Below are 17,830 nucleotides of genomic sequence, written 5' to 3' on the forward strand. Positions count from 1 at the left end.
TCAACTCGTTAGGGTATGTGGCGTGCGAGCCAGCGTGTATGTGCCGTCTCATCCAGGATTTTTTTCATAAACAGGGTGATATGGCCTTTCCCCAGGTCCGCTTCGTGCTGGGGGGTAAATCCCCACTCCTGATAGAGATCAATAAGCCAGGGATGGTGGATAGCCGTCCCCAGGGAGAGTGCTGGTGCGCGCAGCATGTCGCGCACGATGTGGGTTTCCACCCAGTCATAAATTTGCTGCCCGCGCTGCTGTCCACGAAAACGTGGATCGGCACCAAACCAGCCGATGTGCGGCAGACCAAAGGGGCCGGGCAACGGCCCCCACGGATAGCGCAGGGTGATGGAGGCAGCCAGTTCATTATCAATAAAGAGGCCATACACTCCGTGCTGTTGCAGGTGTTGCTCGACCTTTTCGGATGTGGCTGTCGCTGCATCGAAATGAACCCCTAACTTCCGCGAAGGGGCATAGGCGGCGAGCATGAGTGCCAGATAGGCGTCGCTATCGGCCAGGCTCAGCTGGCGATACTCCCCGCTCATGCGGATTCCTGCTCCAGAACCGTGTCGGCGGCGCGTAGTACATCTGCCACCTTCTCCACGGCACTACCGAGATAGCGCGCCGGGTCAAACCAGGCGTCCAGATCCGCGCTTGAGAAGGCGCTGGCAAAGGCCGGGGTTTCCGCCAGCACGCTTTTGAAGTCACGACCGGTTTCAAAAGCGCTCATCGCGCAGGTGTAGACCAGATGATGTGCCGTCTGTTTACCGAGGGTTTTGCCCGCTTCAAACATCACTTTCTCAGACAGTAGCAGTCCGGCCTGAATGTCCAGGTTGGCGCGCATTTTTGCATTATTGACCGTCAGGCCGCTCAGGATACCCTGGGCATTTTGTAACTGGGCGGAGAGGTAGAGGCAGATTTCCGGCAGCGCTATCCACTCGGCACGCCAGCTCATCGCATCGCGTTCGTGCTCGACGTGCATGGATTCATAAATCAGTGCTGCACTTTTACGAATGGGTGGCGTCAGGCTCGCCAGCCCCTCAATGGCCGCCGGATTACGCTTATGCGGCATGGTGGTGGAGCCGATTTTTCCTTTGCTGAAGGGTTCCTCCACTTCACCGATCTCGCTGCGCATCAGGTTGTAAAGTTCATTACCAATTTTGCCCAGCGAGCCACTAATCAGGACGGCTACAGAGGCAAATTCGCTCAGTCTGTCGCGGGCGGATTGCCAGCCAATGGTCGGGCTGTTGAGACCGAGTCGCTTCAACGCCCGGCGCTCGACTTCCGGGCCTTGTGCACCCATCGCGGCATTAGTGCCAATCGCACCGTTAATATTGCCAGTCAGCACGCGTGGAGTGATTTCGCTGATGCGTGCCAGGTGGCGCAAAAATTCATCCAACCAGACGGCGGTTTTAAACCCGAAGGTGGTGGGAAGAGCCTGCATGCCGTGGGTTCGACCGACCATTAAGGTGTGCTGGTGGCGCTCTGACAACTGACGCAATGTGCGGGTAACGCCCAGCGCATCACGACGGATAATGGTCAGTGCCTGTCGTAGCTGCAAAATGGTGGCAGTGTCAACGATGTCCTGCGTGGTTGCACCATAATGCAGGTATTCCCCTGCTGGGCCACACTGTTGTTGCAGTGCAGTCAGCGTGGGCATAAAGGAGTGTTTCATTAATCCTGCCTGGGCGGCGATATCGCTCAGCAGCAGTTTCTCCGGTTGGGCGTGGCGGGTAATCTCATCCGCCGCCTCTGACGGAATCACGCCCAGTTCACCCTGAGCCTGCGCCAGCGCAACTTCAACGGCCACCTGTTGATGAAGACGATTTTCTTCCGACCAGACGGCACGCATTTCCGGCGTGGCGAAGTTATTGCCAATAATTAAAAAATCGATGGGATGCGATGCCATTTTTTTCGTTTGCCTGTCGATGAAATGAAAGGATGTAATAATGTGAATCATTATTTTCTGTAGCTATCTTGTTTGATGGATATATTTCCGGGCAAGGCATTTGTTGCTTTATCCAATATTCTTCTATCGATATGAAAATAGAAGAAATGGAGGGTGTTGTTTTTAATTTTTAATTTTGTAGCATGGTGAGATAACGCGAAATAATTCGCGCACACATGGACATGCCAATGCTTGCGATAAAAACTCCGCAGACCTGGTTTCACCAGTCTGGTATTCGTCATGACGCAGGGAAATATATTGCGCCGCTTACTCAACATATTTTAATCATCACCAGCGTAAAGGCCTGGGCGCAGGTCAATCCGGCGTTGGAAGACAGTTTGCGGGCCAGTGGGATTCGTTGGCAGACGGAGATCATGACCGGTTACTGTACCGAAGCGGGTGTGGCGCACTACGTACAACGGGCGAAGAAACTGGGTATCACCTTTATTGTCGGCGTTGGCGGGGGCAAAGTGCTGGATACCGCCAAAGCGGTGGCGGATTTGCTGGAAGGCGGCGAGTCGGTGACCATACCGACTATCGCAGCAACCTGTGCGGCCTGGTCTCCGCTGGCGGTGCTCTACACCGATGAAGGGGTGCAAATCAGCAGTCAGGCGTTGCGCACGATGCCGCGTCTGGTACTGGTGGACAGCGAAATTATTGCCCGCAGCGATGTGCGGTATTTAAAAGCCGGAATCGTCGACGCACTGGCAAAATGGTATGAGTTTCGCCCCTATTTACAGAAAAACCCCGATAACCTTGGGCTGCAATTAAAAGTCCAGAACGCGCGTCTGGCGGTCGACATTTTTGCAAAGCATGGCGATCAGGCCATCCGTGATAATAAAGCGCAGGTGGTGACAGATGCGCTGGTCAATGTCATTGATGCCAACATTGCCGTCGCGGGAATGGCCAACAGTGTGCGGGGTGAAATACCGACCCCCGGCGTGGCCCATGCTATTCATAATCGGCTGACAGCGGAACCGGCGTTGCGCCACTGGCTGCACGGCGAGCGTGTCGGATTCAGCCTGCTGGTTCAGTCGATTCTGGAGAATGACAACAGCCAGCCTGACCCGGTGTTGCTGGCATTGCTGCGTCAGTATGAGATGCCGTTAACTCTGGCACCACTCAAAGAGATCCGCCTGGCGGTTATCCAGGCGGTGGCTCGCAGCATACCCTTCCCGCGAGACGCCGTGGAGTATCTGCCTTTCTCGCTCGAACCGTCGCGTATTGAGCAGGCGTTACGCCTTACAGAACAATACGTTTCAACCCGTGCGTATGCCCGTGACCTGACGGCGTAGCATCGGCAATACGCTGTAAATGGCCGTGGCGCACGCCACGTTGGGCGATGACATCATCAGCAAAATGCTGGACCTCGCCCATATTGCCCTTCAGCACGGCGATTTCCAGGCAGTCGTCATGGTTGATGTGCACATGCAGCGTGGCAACGGAAAGGTCGTGATGGTGATGCTGAGTCGCCACGATGCGGCTCGCCAGGTCGCGCTTCTCATGCTCGTACACATAAGAGAGCACCGCGTAGCCGTGGGTCTGCGGCTTGACGGTAGCCTCTTCGGTAAGGGCATCGCGCAGAATATCCCTGATGGCTTCCGAGCGATTGTTGTAGCCCCGGCGCTGACTTAAGTTATCGAGGGTGGCTAGCAGGTCATCATCAAGCGTAATGGTTACACGTTGCATGGTATCGTCCTTTCATGTCGTGAGCGGGGAAGGGCGGGCAGCACGGCCTGTTGCAGCGCCTGCCCGGCCGCAGAGGTAAAACGTAACGGGTGGCTGACGGCGATATCCTCAATAATATGCCCCTCCTCCATCACCACCACGCGCTGGCAAAAGCGCTCCACCAGACGTAAATCGTGGGTGATAAACAGACAGGCGATACCTGACTGCTGTTGCAGTTTTTTCAGCAGACGAATGACTCCGGCCTGTAGCACCAGGTCAAGGCTGGACACCGCTTCATCGAGTATGAGCAGCGTCGGGCGTGTCGCCAGCGCGCGGGCCAGGCAGACGCGCTGGAGTTGTCCACCACTCAGTTGCGGCGGACGACGGTCAAGCAGCGACAAATCCAGCTCCACATCCGCCATCAACTGCGTAATGCGCGCTTGTTGCTCGCTTTTGGACAGATTCAGCAGATAGCGCAGCGGCTCGGCGAGAATATCCCGTACTGTTTTGCGCGGGTTGGCGGCGCTGATGGCATCCTGAAACACCAGTTGGATGTCCCGGCGGAACGCTTTATTCATCGCGCCGGGCATTTTTTTTAGCGACGTGCCCTGCCAGTACAACTCGCCATCGGTGGGAGACTCCAGCCCCACCAGCAGCCGTGCGAGGGTACTTTTGCCGCAACCGCTGCGCCCTAACAGCGCCAGACTCTCCCCGCTGTTAATGGTCAGCGAGATATTCTCGAGTACCAAATGGTGGTGATAGCGGTGAGACACACCAGAAACCGTGAGTAAATTCATTGGCTAAGCTCCATCCCGTACAGCGCCAGATGCGCTGAAATTAACTGCCGGGTGACCGGGTGTCGCGGCGCAGCGAACAGAGCCTCAACGCTCCCTTGTTCAACAATCTGCCCGCTATCCATCACCGCGACGTCATCGGCAAGGCGCGCGACCACACCCATATCATGGGTGACCAGCAGCATACCGGGCGCACGTGTAACCATGATGCTTTCCAGCAAATCCAGAATGCGCGCCTGGGCTACGGCATCGAGATCCGTGGTCGGTTCGTCGGCCACAATAAATGCCGCTTCGCTAAGTACCGCCAGCGCGATCATGACGCGCTGCAGCATGCCGCCGCTCATCTCAAACGGGTAAAGTCCCAACACGCGTTCAGGGGATTCCAGTCCGACGGCGGTGAGCGCGGTCATCAGTGCAGCATCCTCTGGCGGTTTACCGAGCGCCAGACAGGTTTCGCGCATATGGGCTGCCATCGTGTGCAGCGGGTTAAAGGCGCTGCGCGGGTTTTGCATAATGGTCGCCACTTTCAGGCCGCGCAGAGCCTGGGGTGAAACCGGATGACCGTCAGCCAGCAGGCTGCCGTGGGTCTGGTGAACCCCCGCAGGTAGCACGCCCAGTGCGGCGGCACAGGTCAGGGATTTGCCACTGCCGCTGCCTCCGACCAATGCCAGCACGCGGCCCCGGTTGAGGGTGAGTGAGACGTTGTCCGTCAGCCGTTTATCTGCGTCGAGAGTAATGTTGAGCAAGGCTAATTGAGAGGGCATCAGTGGGCGTGCTCCGTTTCCATATGCGGATCAAGGTAGTCACGCAGCGCGTCGCCCACCATATTGAAGGCCATTACGCTGACAAACAGCGCCAGCCCTGGCCACACCATTTGCAGCGGCTGCGTCCAGATGTACTGGCGGGCATCGTTGATCATCACGCCCCATTCCGCCGTGGGTGCCGTCACGCCCAGACCGAGGAACGACATCCCCGCCACGTGCAGCATCATATGGCCGATATCCAGCGTCGCCAGAACCAGCAGCGACGGAATGACCGCGCCTGCCAGATGGTCGGTAAACACTCGGGCATAACTCGCGCCGCTCAGACGTGAAGCGAGAATGTATTCGCGACTGCGCAGAGAAATCACCAGGCTTCGCACCATGCGGGCGTACCACGCCCAGTGCGAGAGGGCGATGGCGATGATCACATTGGTGAGCCCGGTGCCCAGCACGCCGACCATAAAGAACGAGAGGATGGAGGTCGGGAAGGTCATAAACACATCGGCGACGCGCATGATGCACTGGTCCACACGCCCACCCAGCAGCCCGGCACAACCCCCTAGGGTTAACCCTAAACAGAGCACCAGCAGCAGGCAGATCATCACGGAGCCAAGCGACACGCGGGTCGCAGCCAGCAGGCGTGAAAAGATATCGCGGCCAAGATGGTCAGTGCCCAGCCAGTGCTCGCTGCCTGGTGGCAGCAGGCGAGCCGGTAAGTTAATGGCCTGTGGGTCAAACGGTAGCCACCACTGGCAGGTCAGGGCAATCACCAGCAGTAACAGCAGAATGAGCAGCGCCAGACGCACCGACGGGCGGGCATGATGAAAAAAGGTCATGCGTGTGCTCCTTCATGGTGGCGCAGGCGGGGATCAAGTGCGGCGTTCAGAACGTCTACCAGCAGGTTGCACAGAGCAAAGGCGATAACCATCACCAGGGTGAAGCACTGAATAACCGGGTAGTCGCGGTTGAAGATAGCTGAGACCGCATAGCGCCCAATCCCCGGCCAGGCAAAGATGCTTTCGATGATCATCGTGCCACCGATCAGTTCGCCCACGTGCATGCCCAACGCTGTCACTACCGGCAGGGCGGCGTTGCGAATAATGTGCTGGCGTTCGGTCTGCTTATCGCTCAGTCCGCGCAGCCGCGCCCAGGTCACGTGGCGCTGCCCGGCGGCTTCGAGCATGCTGGCACGCAGCAGGCGGGCGTTGATTGCCAGTGACATAAAGGCAATCGACACTGCGGGCAGGATGATGTGCTGCCAGCCGCCGTAGCCCATCGCCGGGAGCCATTTAAGCCAGACCGAGAAACACATCACCAGCAGGAAGGCGAGCCAGAAGTTGGGCATCGAGACGCCAAAAAAGGCGATCAGGCGCACCACATAATCCGGCAGGCGATTACGGTGTCGGGCAGCCCAGATGCCGAGCGGCACCGAGGTCAGCAGAATCAGAACCAGCGCCACGCCCGCCAGTTGCAACGTCGCAGGCAGGAAGTGCAGCACATCGTCCAGCACCGGGCGTTGGGTGGCGTAAGAGATGCCAAAATCAAGGTGCAGCGCCTGCCAGAGCCAGTGCAGATACTGCTCCGGGAGCGGCTTGTCCAGACCGAGCATCAGGCGTGTGGAGGCGATCATCTCCTGGGTCGGCGGCAGGTTCGACAGACGCAGGTAATCCATCGCCGGGTCGCCAGTGCCCAGACGCAGCAGCAGGAAAATCACCACTGAGGCCCCGAGGATCATCGGGATCAACAACAGCAGACGGCGAAGCACATAGCGCAGCATCAGGGATTCACTACCTTAAGTTCATCAAAGGGGATCTCAGAGGCGATGGGGGCGAAGGGAATGGCTCCGAGCGTCGGTTTTGCCACCACCATCATCGAGACGTAGCTGATTGGCAGATAGACCGCTTCGTTATGCAGGCGGGTGAGAATATCGCGGTACAGTGCCTGGCGCTGGGTTTCATCGAGGGTGGTCAGCACCTCACCAATCTCTTTGTCGATAAGCGGTTTGTCCGGCAAGCCCAGTTGTGCCTGGTAGTCCGCGTGGGACGGCACGCGCATGGAACTCATAAACGCATGGGGATCGTATGGCGCGCCCCAGGTGCGGTTAAAGATCATGCAAAAGCGTCCGTCGCGCTGACGGGCATCAATGCTGCTCTCCTCTTCACCCACCAGGGCGACGTCCACGCCGATATCCCGCAGGTTGGCCTGGATAATTTCCGCGATGGATTTGCTCAGCGCATCGGTGCCGACAAAGGCCAACTCCAGCTGTAACGGCTGACCGGCTTTTTCACGTACCTTCTTCCCGGCAGGCAGCGTCCAGCCGGCTTTGTCGAGCAGTTCAGTGGCGCGTTTGGGGTCGTACTGGCGTGGTGCCAGGCCAATATTCGCGTACGGTACGCTCGGGGAAAACAGGGTGTCCGCGACTTTTTGTGTGCCATAGAGGGCACTGTCGATCAGGGTTTTTTTATCCACCGCATAGTTAAGCGCTTCACGTACGGCCAGATCGCGGGTCGGGGATTTGGTGGTATTGAGTGCCAGCATGATGGTTTCTACCGGAGCGGAAAGCTGGGTACGCCATTGCGGGTTCTGGCTGAAGCGGGCAAATGTATCAAGCGGCAGCAGCCCTTCGTTGCCGTAGAGCAGGTCAATATCGCCGGTTTCAAACGCCACGGCACGACTGGTGGGGTCGGGGATCACTTTCACTGTGATTTTGCTGATTTGCGGCTTCTCACCCCAGTAGTGGTCATTGCGTACCAGCACATCGTACTGGTTCAGGCGCGTCTCTTTGAGCACCCACGGCCCGGTGCCGATGGGGGCAAGAATGCCGTCTTTGGTTTCGTGGTTTTTAAACTGCGACGGGGCGATAAAGCGGAACGGTCGCGGCAGTGCCAGTTCCTGCAAAAATGGGTAATAGGCACTCTTCAGGGTGATTTGTAGTGCGTTGTCGCTGAGGGCTTTGACGTCGGTAATCTGGTTGGTGAGTTCAAGCCAGGCGTGGCGCTGGCGGTTGTCCAGCACAGCGCGGAAATTCTCTGCTGCTGCCTTCGCGTTGAACGGCTCACCGTTGGAGAAAGTCACATCGGTGCGCAACGTAAAGACCCAGGTTTTGCCATCGGCCGACGTGGTCCAGCTTTTTGCCAGCCAGGGCTTCACGCTGCCATCGGCCTGATACTTCACCAGCGGCTCATACACCATGCTCTGGGCAAACATCTGGTTGGGGGTATAAAGATGCGGATTGAGCGGCCCTACGTTGACCGGCCAGGCGGTTGTCAGCTCTGGTGATGTGGAGGCGTGAGCAACGAACGCCGCGCACGCTAACAGCAGCGCGCTGAAAGAGCGAGAGAACGACATAAATGTCCCTGAAAAAGAAACTGCCACGAAAGGAGTATGACGATTCTATTCATTCATCATACGAATACGGTGCGCGGGATCAAAAACCACATAGATTGGAAGGAATATTTTTGCATCAGCAAAATCCTGCTGGTTTCGCAGTCGAGAGGACGAGTAGCATAGCCTTTTGCGAATGACCCAGGAGTAGCGTATGACCCTGCATGTACTGGCGGCGGGCAGCCTGAAACGTGCTTTTGTGCCGCTGCTGGCGCGCTTTAGTGAAGAGACAGGTATTCACGTTGAGGCCGGTTTTGGCCCGGCAGGGTTATTGCGTGAACGCATTGAAGCCGGGGAAGCCTGTTCACTGTTTGCCTCTGCTAACACGGTGCACCCGCAGGCACTGCTGGCTTCGGGTCGTGCGCAGGCCACGCACTCTTTTGCCGGTAACCGGTTAAATCTCACCGCCCGTCGCATGGTGCAAACCGAAGCGGACGACTGGCTGGCGCTGCTCGGTAACCCGGCGCTGACGCTGGGAACCTCAACGCCAGGATGCGATCCCTCCGGTGATTACACCTGGCAGCTTTTTGACAATATTGAGCGTGCGCGACCTGAGCTTGGGGAAGCGTTAAAACAACGGGCAAGAAAGCTAGTGGGCGGTCGCGATACATTGAGTGTGCCGGCAGGGGAAATTGCCAGCGCGTGGCTGATTCGTCAGGGGCTGGCGGATCTGTTTATCGGCTATCGCCACTATGCAATGGCACTGGGCGAGCAAGACGATCTGCGGGTCGTGGAGATCCCGGTCGAGTGGAACATCCATTGTGAATATCAACTGGCGCTGCTCGACGACACCCAGGCGACTCAGCGGCTGGCGCGATTTATCCTTGGCGTACAAGGGCAGCAGTTCCTGCATGACGCCGGGTTCTTAACGGCGGATATCGAATAACGGTGCCAGCACCGGGCAGGTGTAATCGGTAATGTCGAGTTTACGCACCGGCAGGCCGTAGGCCCGTTGCAGATTCTCTTCTGTTAGTAAGTCTTGAGTCATGCCAGCCAGCCACTGCTGGTCTGGTAACAGTAGCAGCGTATGGTTAGCGACCTGCAGTGCATGCGTTGGGTCGTGGGTGGTGAAAATCACACTGCGCGACTGGCGGTTGGCCAGGTCACTTATCAGTTGCAGCACCACCTGTTGATTTGACAGATCCAGCGCCGAGCAGGGTTCATCAAGCAGAATGTTACGATTGCCGCTGACCAGCGCGCGGGCAATCATCACCAATTGTTGTTGCCCGCCAGAGAGGTTACGAAACGGCGTGTGCGTAAGATGGCTGATGTTCAGTTGCGCGAGCGCCGCGTCCACGCGGGCTTCATCTTCTTTAGTCGGCACGGCAAACAGTGAGACATGCCGGGCTCGCCCCATCAGCACCACTTCGTGCACGCTCCAGGCAAAAGCCGGACGGAAGGATTGTGGCACGATACCAATGCCCCCTTCGATGGAAAACGTTCCTGAAAGTGACGGCAACACGCCAGTAAGGGTGTCCAGCAGGGTACTTTTTCCCAGCCCATTCGCACCGAGTATGGCCCAGATATCGCCCGGCTGGCAGTGAAAGCTGAGCGGCGCAAAGAGCGGCGTAGTGTGCCCATAAAGCAGGTTGTTCACGCTGAGTGAAGCGGGGGTCATACGCGGCTCCTGCGGCTGTTATGAATGAGCAATCCGGCAAAGACCGGTGCGCCGAGCAGCGCGGTAATAATACCAATGGGGATTTCCGCCTGGGTTAGCGTGCGCGCCAGGTCGTCCACCACAATCATAAAGCTGCCGCCAATCCAGAATGCCACGGGCAGAAGGCGACGGTGATCGGCACCGACCAGCAACCGCGCCAGATGCGGAATGACCAGCCCCACCCAGGCAATGCTGCCGCTCACCGCGACCTGCGATGAGACCAGAATAGCGCAACAGACCAGCACGCTGCGCCGCAGGGTGTTCAGGGGGACGCCGAGGGCCAGCGCATCTTTTTCTTCCAGCGCCAGCAGGTTGATACGCCAGCGCAGGCGCATCAGTACCACGGTGACAATGCTTACCGGGATGACCAGCAGGGTGACTTTGTGCCAGTTAGCGGTAGCGAAGCTGCCGAGCAGCCAGAAGACGATGTTGGGGAGGGTTTCTTCGGTGTCGGCCAGGTACTGCATCAGGCTGACCAGCGCGGCAAAAAAGCCACTCATGATGATGCCGGAGAGGATCAGCACCAGGGTATTTTCCCGTCCCTGCAGGGAGGCAATGACCCAGACCAGGATCAGGGCGGCGAGGCCAAAACTGAAGGTGGAAGCGATCATAAAGATCGGGCTGAAGCCCAGCAAAATCGCCAGTGTGCCGCCAAAGGCTGAGCCGGACGTCACACCAATGATATGCGGGTCGACCAGCGGGTTTTGAAAGACGCCCTGTAGTACTGCACCGCAAAGGCCAAGTGCGCCGCCTGCCAGTAACGCCACCAGGATGCGTGGTAAGCGCACTGACCAGATAATTTGCCCGGCAGCACCCTCAGGTGAGGAGACATGCAGCAACTCTGACATCACCTCGCCCACACTGAGTCGGTACTGGCCGAGGCATAATGAGCCCACGACCAGAACCAGCGTCAGCAAAATCAGACTGCCGTGCAGTAACCGATAACGACTACTGTTTAGCATCCGCTTTCCAGTCGGTACGGTAGAAACGTTTGTAGTAGTTCTGCGCTTCGGCATCGACATCGATGTTTTTGTACTGTTCCGGGTAGAGCTTTTTCGCCATCCACAGTTCTCCAATCGCCAGCGCTTCCGGCATCGGGTAGCCCCAGGCTTTAGCGTATTCCGGCATCAGCCAGACACGGTGGTTTTTCACGGCATCAATGTTCTTCCAGTTAGGATCGCTCTGGATCTCTTTGACCACTTCCGGGTAACGATCCTGGACAAAAATTACCTGCGGATCCCACTGCAAGACCTGCTCCAGAGAAACCTGCTTCGCCCCTTTGACGGTCGCGGCAGCCACGTTCATCGCGCCTGCGTGTTCCATCATCAGTCCGGTATATTTGCCTGAGCCGTAGGTGTTCAGGTCCGGGTTGGCCATGTACACACGCACGCGTTTTTCAGCCGGGATGTTAGCGACCGGCGCGTTGAATTTTGCACGCGCATCGAAGGTGTATTTGATCAGATCTTCAGCCTGCTGCTTACGATCCACCACGTCGCCAATCAGGCGAATACCCTGTTTCAGACCGTTGTTGTAGGCGGTCTCTTCGTCGGACATGGTCGGGTTCATTTTGTTTTTCTCGCCTGCGGCGTCTTCACGCAGGGAGACGGCAACCACCGGTATACCGGCATTTTCAATCTGTTGGATCATGTCTGCGGGGGCGTAGTTAGCAATAAATACGACCTGCGGGTGCAGCGCCAGCAGGCTTTCAATATTGACCTGGGTGAGATCGCCCGGTGTCGCCAGTTTTTCAATGCCTGGCATAAAGCGCACAAACTCTGGCCCCAGCTGTTTTTTCCAACTGCTCAGCACGCCAACCACGTCTTCTGACGCATTAAGCTGAACCAGCAGGTTGAGGGTCTGGTGCTGTAATACCACTGCACGATTAACGTGGTCGGGGAGGGTGACCTGGCGTCTGAGCTGATCGGTAATGGTGCGATCCGCCTGCGCCGCTGGCAGGCTGAGGAGTGTGGCGCAGGCCAGCACAGCACTCAGGGCAAAGCGTTTTAGATTATTGGTCATGGTTATCGCTCTAAGGAGAAGGGGGGAAGCGATATATATTAGAGTATATAACGAGGGGGCATGTAAACGCTTGTTGGATAAATACTCCTTTATTGCTGGGGTGAGGCTGCTTCAGAGAAGGAATGAATTTGAGGTGAACGGAGCCATTCCACTGATATAAAAAGAACACCATTCAAAGTGAACGAAGCCGCTCAGCTACTGCCCCTTAAACAACTGCAACAACATATCCACCTGCTCATCGAGCGGCATCAAATCCTTCTTCACAATCAAATGCAACGGCGTTGCCCGGCGCGAACCGTGACTGAGCGGCAGAATTTTCAACACCCCGCTGGCGAGCAACGGCCCGATGCGTTCCTCCGGCAGCCAGCCGTAGCCCACCTGGTACTGCACGGCTTCAATGGCGGCGTCGATGGTGGAAAAGGTCCAGGATTCTCCCCCTTCATTCGGCTGCTGGCGGTTTTCCCGGTCCACAATGCGAATGAGTGGCCAGGTGGCAAGGGTTTCATCGCTCACTCGCGACTCTGCGCTGAGCGGATGCTCCCGGTGCGCAACGGCGACAAAGTCGATATTCATCAGCCACTCACCACGCCCGGTCATGTCCTGCCGCCGGGTCAGTACCATGACATCGGCCTCCGCATGGGCGGGGCGTTCTACCGATGCATTCTCCAGCACCTCTGTCAGATGCACCTGCGTCTGGGGGTAACGCTGCTGAAACTGGCGCAAAATGGCGAACAGGCGGGCGCGGGGAAAGATGCTGTCCACCACCAGATCAAGCCGGGTACGCTGACCATTGCGCAGTGTGGCTGCCCGGGTTTCCACATAGTCGAAGGCTTTCAGCAGTGGCTTCACCTGGTTGAGCAGCAGCTCGCCAGAAGGGGTGAGTACCGCACGGCGGCCTTCCTGCACAAGTAATGCCACACCCAGACGCTCCTGTAGCAGCGCCAGGTTGTAGCTGACGGACGACTGACTGCGGTGGGTCTCTTCGGCGGCTTTGGCAAAACTGCCCAGCTCCACCACCTTTTGCAGCAGCGACCATTGTTCCAGCGTCGTTTTATGCATAACACATCTAAAAATTGGATGAATGTGATTCAAACATAGCGTTATTCATTCATTTTTTGAAGCAGTACGATCTGCTCATCGATTAAGAGGAGAACAATCATGAGCAACTTTGATAAACATGACCTGAGCGGCTTCGTCGGCAAACATGTGGTTTACACCTACGATAATGGCTGGAACTACGAGATTTATGTCAAAAATGGCACCACCCTGGATTACCGCATTCACAGTGGGATTGTGGCAAACCGTTGGGTGAAGAATCAGCAGGCGTTTATCGTGCGAGTGGGGGAGAGCATCTACAAAATCTCCTGGACGGAACCGACCGGGACTGACGTGAGTCTGATTGTGAACCTGGGCGATCGCCTGTTCCACGGGACGATCTTCTTCCCGCGCTGGGTAATCAACAACCCGGAAAAAACGGTCTGCTTCCAGAACGATCATATTCCGCTAATGGAATCCTACCGTGCGGCTGGCCCGGCTTATCCGACTGAAGTGATTGATGAGTTCGCCACCATCACCTATGTGCGTGACTGTGGCGCAGACAATGACAGTGTTATCGCCTGCGCCGCCAGTGAGCTTCCGGCGGATTTTCCGCATAATTTGCGTTAAGTGTAACTACCCTGGCAGGCGGCTTTTCGGTCTGCCAGGGCCCAGCAGGATCGCCAGTTTGCTGCCACCTTTGGTGGTTTCCATCCAGATTTTACACACGCTGGTAAGCGGCACTGAAAGCAGCATGCCTACCGGACCAAGCAGCCAGCCCCAGACCAGCAATGAGAGGAACACCACCAGGGTCGACATGCCCAGTCGGTGGCCCATCATGCGCGGCTCCAGAATATTACCTATCACCATGTGCACGACCAGGAACAGCCCTCCCACCAGTGCGCATTCGTAGACGCCGTTAAACAGCAGTGCCTGGATCATCGGTGGAATGGCGGAGATGACCGAGCCGATATTGGGCACATAGTTAAGCAGGAACGCCAGTACCCCCCACATCAACGCGAACTGGATGTCCATAATCGCCAGCCCGGCCCAGACAATCACCCCGGTCCACAAACTCAACAAGGTTTTCAGCGCCAGGTAGTGGGAAACGCCTTTCAGCGCCCGGTGCAGACCCGCAATGTGAATTTGTGGATTGCTCAGGGCAAAACGCAGTTTGTAAGGCACATGGCGAACTTCAAACAGCATAAAGACCATGGTCATCATCAGCAGTACGATGCTCGCCATGGCGTTGGAGAGCTGTGTCATCAGCGCGGTGGCAAAGGTCATCAGCTTGTCAGAATCCATACGTTGCAGCATGCGTTCCGGCGAAATGTGCAGATGCAGGAACGGCAGGGCATCCTGTAGCTGAAGGAATTTACGCGTGAACTCTCGATTGTATTTGGGCAACTGATCCATAAATTCACTGGTGGAGGCGGCGAGAACCCCGACCAGCGCGGTCAGGAAAATCAGCATCACCATCACCACAATGGCGATAGCGAAGGGGCGTTTGACTCCCCGGCGAATAAACCAGGTGACTAATGGGTTTAAAACAATGGCGAAAAACAGCGCCAGTAGCAGTTGAACGATGATGTCGGCGGCGGCATGAATACCGGCCAGAATAATGACCAGTGAGGCCAGTTTGAGAAGAATGTGTAAACCCGCACGATCGGGTTGGGGCTGTGTCATGGATAATTCCTTTTTATATACCGCCCGCTAAGTGTAGCTACTGCCAGGCGCTTCGCCTGAGGCAGATAATCTTAATCTGCTTGCTGATTTCCAGGCCATGACGTGGTAATAGTGAAACATCGTTGTAAATATCTGGTGACCCCACATGCCCGAACAAGCCGCTGAACCGGCACTAAGCGGATTACGCCTTAATCTGCGGATTCTCTCCGTCGTTATCTTTAACTTCGCAAGTTACCTCACGATTGGTTTGCCGCTGGCGGTCTTGCCCGGCTACGTGCATGACACGCTGGGCTATAGCGCCTTCTGGGCGGGTCTGGTTATCAGCCTGCAATATTTTGCTACCCTCATCAGTCGCCCGCATGCCGGACGCTATGCCGATACGCTCGGGCCGAAAAAAGTGGTGGTGTTTGGCCTTTGTGGGGCCTTCATTTGTGGGCTTTGCTACTGGTTGGCGGATATGCAAAGCGCTTCGCCGCTGGTAAGTCTTGCTTTGCTTTGCGTTGGGCGTGTGATTCTGGGTGTAGGACAAAGCTTCGCCGGTACCGGATCTATGCTCTGGGGTGTGGGGGTGGTCGGTTCACTGCATATCGCCCGTGTTATTTCCTGGAATGGTATCGCTACCTATGGCGCTATGGCGCTCGGTGCGCCGCTTGGCGTGATTTGCTACAACTACGCCGGACTGAGCGGTTTGGGCTGGTTCATCATGGCGGTGGTGTTTGTGGCCATTGCCTGCGCGCTGCCGCGAGCGGCGGTGAAAGCCAGCAAAGGTAAGCCGCTGCCGTTCCGCGCGGTACTTGGGTTCGTCTGGATTTATGGCATGGGGCTGGCGCTGGGCACGGCTGGATTTGGCGTGATCGCCACCTTTATCACCTTCTTTTATGATGCCAAAGGCTGGGACGGTGCGGCCTTCGCGCTGACCCTGTTCAGCCTGGCATTTGTTGGTTCACGCCTGGTATTCCCGAACAGCATTAACCGGCTGGGTGGCCTGAACGTGGCGATGATAAGCCTGGCGGTGGAAGTGGTCGGACTGATTCTGGTGGGCATTGCTGATGCGCCGTTGATGGCAAAAATCGGGGTGTTCCTGACAGGCGCGGGCTTCTCGCTGGTCTTCCCTGCGTTGGGTGTGGTGGCCGTTAAAGCTGTGCCGCAGCATAACCAGGGTGCTGCGCTGGGCACTTATACGGTCTTCATGGATATGTCGCTGGGAATTACCGGGCCGCTGGCGGGGCTGTTGATGGCCTGGTCGGGCGTGTCGATGGTGTATCTGCTGACGGCGGTGCTGGTGGCAGGGGCGTTACTGTTGACGTGGTGGCTAAAAAAACGGCCTCCACTGGAGGCCGCTTCCTGATTACTTGATGACCAGCGTGTTAACAATGTTTTCCGCTGCGGTCTGTGCCTGCTGCTGGTTATCTGCCGGCAGCGTCACCTGCAAGGTCAGCAGTTTGTTATCCACTTTGCCCAGCACCACGGTAGACCAGGCTGTCTGACCTTTGGCGGAGATGATGCTGTCGAGCTGTTGCAGCGTCTGGCCTTTCATCTCAATAGATTTGTTGGTCACGACTTGCAACTGCGGGTCGCGGCTGCGCTGTTGGTCTTCAAGACGTTTTGCCAGCGTATCCAGCCCTTCCTGGGTGTCGTCGCCGACAATGACGATCACAGCTTTCTGCCCGGTGGCATCAGAGTAAACGTGCATATTGTTGGCTTGCGTACCCAGCTTGCCGCTTTGATCGGTCATGTCAGCAGGCAGCGAGAAGCTGAGCTTACCGTCCAGCAGCGAAACCGGCTGGCCGGTGGCGTTGCTTTCTGCCGAGGCACCCTGCGCGGGCGTTTTTTTGCTGTCGCTGTTGTCGCAGGCCGCCAGGCCGACTACCAGCAGGCCAATACCGACATATTTAACCAGATTGCGCATTGACTTCTTCCTTTCGATAAACAGCCATAACGGCTCATTTGTCCATCTTACCACAACTGGCAACGCGTACCTTTAACTGGTCTGTAACGCAGAGATTTCAGATTTGTCTGCGAGTCTTTTCAGCAACATATTCAGCAATACGCCATACATCGGCAGGAAGAAAGCGATGCTAATAATGACCTTGAAGGCGTAGTCCACCAGCGCGATTTCCATCCAGTGTTCGGCCATAAACGGGTCCGGACTGTGCCAGAAGGCGATGAAGAAGAAGGCGAGGGTATCGCTGGCGTTACCGAACACCGTGGAAGCCGCCGGGGCCATCCACCAGCGTTTGTTCTGACGCAGGCGGTTAAAGACATGCACGTCGAGGATCTGCCCCAGCGCGTAGGCCATAAAACTTGCAGTGGCGATGCGGGCCACGAACAGGTTGAAGTGGGTCAGTGCTTCGAATCCCTGCCAGCTTCCCATATAGAACAGGGACGAGACGCCATAGGAGATAACCAATGCCGGAATCATCACTGCGAAGATAATCCGACGTGCCAGCGGTGCGCCGAAAATACGCACGGTCAGGTCGGTTGCGAGGAAGATAAAGGGAAAACTGAACGCACCCCAGGTGGTGTGAAGGCCGAAAATACTGACTGGCAACTGCACCAGATAGTTACTGGAGGTGATCACCAGCAGGTGAAAAAGGGATAGCCAGAACAGCGCTTTCATGCGCTGAGAGTGTGAAAACTGCGTCATATTGTGACCTTTTTATGGATTGGGGTGAGGGAACCCAATGAAAACGTAACACGCTATTTTACTTGCCATTTTGATATCAGGCAGTGCTCGTCATCCCCACGTACTCAGAGTACGCTGCGGTGCCTGTGCGCTGGCTTCAATCAAACTGACTGCGACAATTACGCGTGTAAGTGTCGCGCAAAGCCGCCGCATGATACTGCAACAGCCATTTGATGCAATGGTTATTTTTAACGCAACCGT

19 protein-coding genes are annotated in these 17,830 nt (G+C 56.7%); 4 read left to right on the forward strand and 15 right to left on the reverse strand.

The window, feature by feature from the left end; genetic code table 11:
• Positions 1-8 precede the first annotated feature (8 nt).
• A complete protein-coding gene (locus tag AC5JPW_RS01915; protein ID WP_494237958.1) occupies positions 9-536 on the reverse strand; it encodes a GNAT family N-acetyltransferase in 528 nt (175 codons plus the stop codon).
• On the reverse strand, positions 533-1,900 hold the full coding sequence (gene purB, locus AC5JPW_RS01920) for an adenylosuccinate lyase (protein WP_494237960.1): 1,368 nt from the start codon (positions 1,898-1,900) through the stop codon (positions 533-535). Before purB ends, AC5JPW_RS01915 begins: the two co-directional genes overlap by 4 nt.
• 227 nt (positions 1,901-2,127) lie before the next feature.
• Here purB and AC5JPW_RS01925 point away from each other — a divergent pair, with 227 nt between their 5' ends.
• Positions 2,128-3,234, forward strand: coding sequence for an iron-containing alcohol dehydrogenase family protein (locus tag AC5JPW_RS01925; RefSeq protein WP_494237962.1), 1,107 nt, complete (start codon positions 2,128-2,130; stop codon positions 3,232-3,234).
• On the opposite strand, the gene nikR is transcribed toward AC5JPW_RS01925, so the two are convergent.
• From nikR to nikA, 6 genes are read right to left on the reverse strand one after another with little or no spacing between them, the layout of a single operon-like run.
• Positions 3,182-3,628 carry a nickel-responsive transcriptional regulator NikR gene (gene nikR / locus AC5JPW_RS01930; RefSeq protein WP_494237964.1) on the reverse strand — a complete coding sequence of 149 codons (447 nt, stop codon included), beginning with the start codon at positions 3,626-3,628 and terminating at the stop codon, positions 3,182-3,184. The two genes, AC5JPW_RS01925 and nikR, sit on opposite strands and share 53 nt — an antisense overlap.
• Positions 3,616-4,404: a nickel import ATP-binding protein NikE gene (gene nikE / locus AC5JPW_RS01935; RefSeq protein WP_494237965.1), complete on the reverse strand. Its 789-nt coding sequence runs from the start codon at positions 4,402-4,404 to the stop codon at positions 3,616-3,618. Before nikE ends, nikR begins: the two co-directional genes overlap by 13 nt.
• Positions 4,401-5,165 carry a nickel import ATP-binding protein NikD gene (gene nikD, locus AC5JPW_RS01940; RefSeq protein ID WP_494237967.1) on the reverse strand — a complete coding sequence of 255 codons (765 nt, stop codon included), beginning with the start codon at positions 5,163-5,165 and terminating at the stop codon, positions 4,401-4,403. Before nikD ends, nikE begins: the two co-directional genes overlap by 4 nt.
• Positions 5,165-5,998: a nickel ABC transporter permease subunit NikC gene (gene nikC / locus AC5JPW_RS01945; protein ID WP_494237968.1), complete on the reverse strand. Its 834-nt coding sequence runs from the start codon at positions 5,996-5,998 to the stop codon at positions 5,165-5,167. The genes nikD and nikC overlap by 1 nt, the downstream gene beginning before the upstream one ends.
• On the reverse strand, positions 5,995-6,939 hold the full coding sequence (gene nikB / locus AC5JPW_RS01950) for a nickel ABC transporter permease subunit NikB (protein ID WP_494237969.1): 945 nt from the start codon (positions 6,937-6,939) through the stop codon (positions 5,995-5,997). The genes nikC and nikB overlap by 4 nt, the downstream gene beginning before the upstream one ends.
• Positions 6,939-8,510 carry a nickel ABC transporter substrate-binding protein gene (nikA, locus tag AC5JPW_RS01955; RefSeq protein ID WP_494237970.1) on the reverse strand — a complete coding sequence of 524 codons (1,572 nt, stop codon included), beginning with the start codon at positions 8,508-8,510 and terminating at the stop codon, positions 6,939-6,941. The genes nikB and nikA overlap by 1 nt, the downstream gene beginning before the upstream one ends.
• Before the next feature lie 190 nt (positions 8,511-8,700).
• Between nikA and AC5JPW_RS01960 the strand changes: the two genes are divergently transcribed.
• Entirely contained in the window at positions 8,701-9,432 is a 732-nt protein-coding gene (locus AC5JPW_RS01960) for a substrate-binding domain-containing protein (protein ID WP_494237971.1), read from the forward strand.
• On the opposite strand, the gene AC5JPW_RS01965 is transcribed toward AC5JPW_RS01960, so the two are convergent.
• The 4 genes from AC5JPW_RS01965 to AC5JPW_RS01980 form a co-directional block, all read right to left on the reverse strand.
• Positions 9,412-10,164: an ABC transporter ATP-binding protein gene (locus AC5JPW_RS01965; RefSeq protein WP_494237972.1), complete on the reverse strand. Its 753-nt coding sequence runs from the start codon at positions 10,162-10,164 to the stop codon at positions 9,412-9,414. The two genes, AC5JPW_RS01960 and AC5JPW_RS01965, sit on opposite strands and share 21 nt — an antisense overlap.
• Positions 10,161-11,165, reverse strand: a complete 1,005-nt coding sequence (locus tag AC5JPW_RS01970) for a FecCD family ABC transporter permease (RefSeq protein ID WP_494237973.1) — start codon at positions 11,163-11,165, stop codon at positions 10,161-10,163. Before AC5JPW_RS01970 ends, AC5JPW_RS01965 begins: the two co-directional genes overlap by 4 nt.
• Complete coding sequence (locus tag AC5JPW_RS01975; RefSeq protein ID WP_494237974.1) at positions 11,152-12,222, reverse strand: ABC transporter substrate-binding protein; 1,071 nt, start codon at positions 12,220-12,222, stop codon at positions 11,152-11,154. The genes AC5JPW_RS01970 and AC5JPW_RS01975 overlap by 14 nt, the downstream gene beginning before the upstream one ends.
• A gap of 195 nt (positions 12,223-12,417) precedes the next feature.
• Complete coding sequence (locus AC5JPW_RS01980; RefSeq protein WP_494237975.1) at positions 12,418-13,281, reverse strand: LysR family transcriptional regulator; 864 nt, start codon at positions 13,279-13,281, stop codon at positions 12,418-12,420.
• Positions 13,282-13,377: 96 nt separating this feature from the next.
• Here AC5JPW_RS01980 and AC5JPW_RS01985 point away from each other — a divergent pair, with 96 nt between their 5' ends.
• Positions 13,378-13,887 (forward strand): phenolic acid decarboxylase, encoded by a 510-nt coding sequence (locus AC5JPW_RS01985; protein ID WP_494238127.1) that lies wholly within the window; start codon positions 13,378-13,380, stop codon positions 13,885-13,887.
• 6 nt (positions 13,888-13,893) lie between these two features.
• Here AC5JPW_RS01985 and AC5JPW_RS01990 read toward each other — a convergent pair whose 3' ends face one another.
• Positions 13,894-14,943 carry an AI-2E family transporter gene (locus AC5JPW_RS01990; RefSeq protein ID WP_494237976.1) on the reverse strand — a complete coding sequence of 350 codons (1,050 nt, stop codon included), beginning with the start codon at positions 14,941-14,943 and terminating at the stop codon, positions 13,894-13,896.
• 145 nt (positions 14,944-15,088) lie between these two features.
• Here AC5JPW_RS01990 and AC5JPW_RS01995 point away from each other — a divergent pair, with 145 nt between their 5' ends.
• Positions 15,089-16,291: an MFS transporter gene (locus AC5JPW_RS01995; protein WP_494237978.1), complete on the forward strand. Its 1,203-nt coding sequence runs from the start codon at positions 15,089-15,091 to the stop codon at positions 16,289-16,291.
• Here the strand turns inward: AC5JPW_RS01995 and AC5JPW_RS02000 are convergent, their stop codons facing one another.
• Positions 16,292-16,852, reverse strand: a complete 561-nt coding sequence (locus AC5JPW_RS02000; RefSeq protein ID WP_494237979.1) for a DcrB family lipoprotein — start codon at positions 16,850-16,852, stop codon at positions 16,292-16,294.
• Between the two features lie 72 nt (positions 16,853-16,924).
• Entirely contained in the window at positions 16,925-17,590 is a 666-nt protein-coding gene (locus AC5JPW_RS02005; RefSeq protein WP_494237980.1) for a 7-cyano-7-deazaguanine/7-aminomethyl-7-deazaguanine transporter, read from the reverse strand.
• Between the last annotated feature and the right edge of the window lie 240 nt (positions 17,591-17,830).

The organism is Phytobacter sp. (assembly GCF_059074235.1).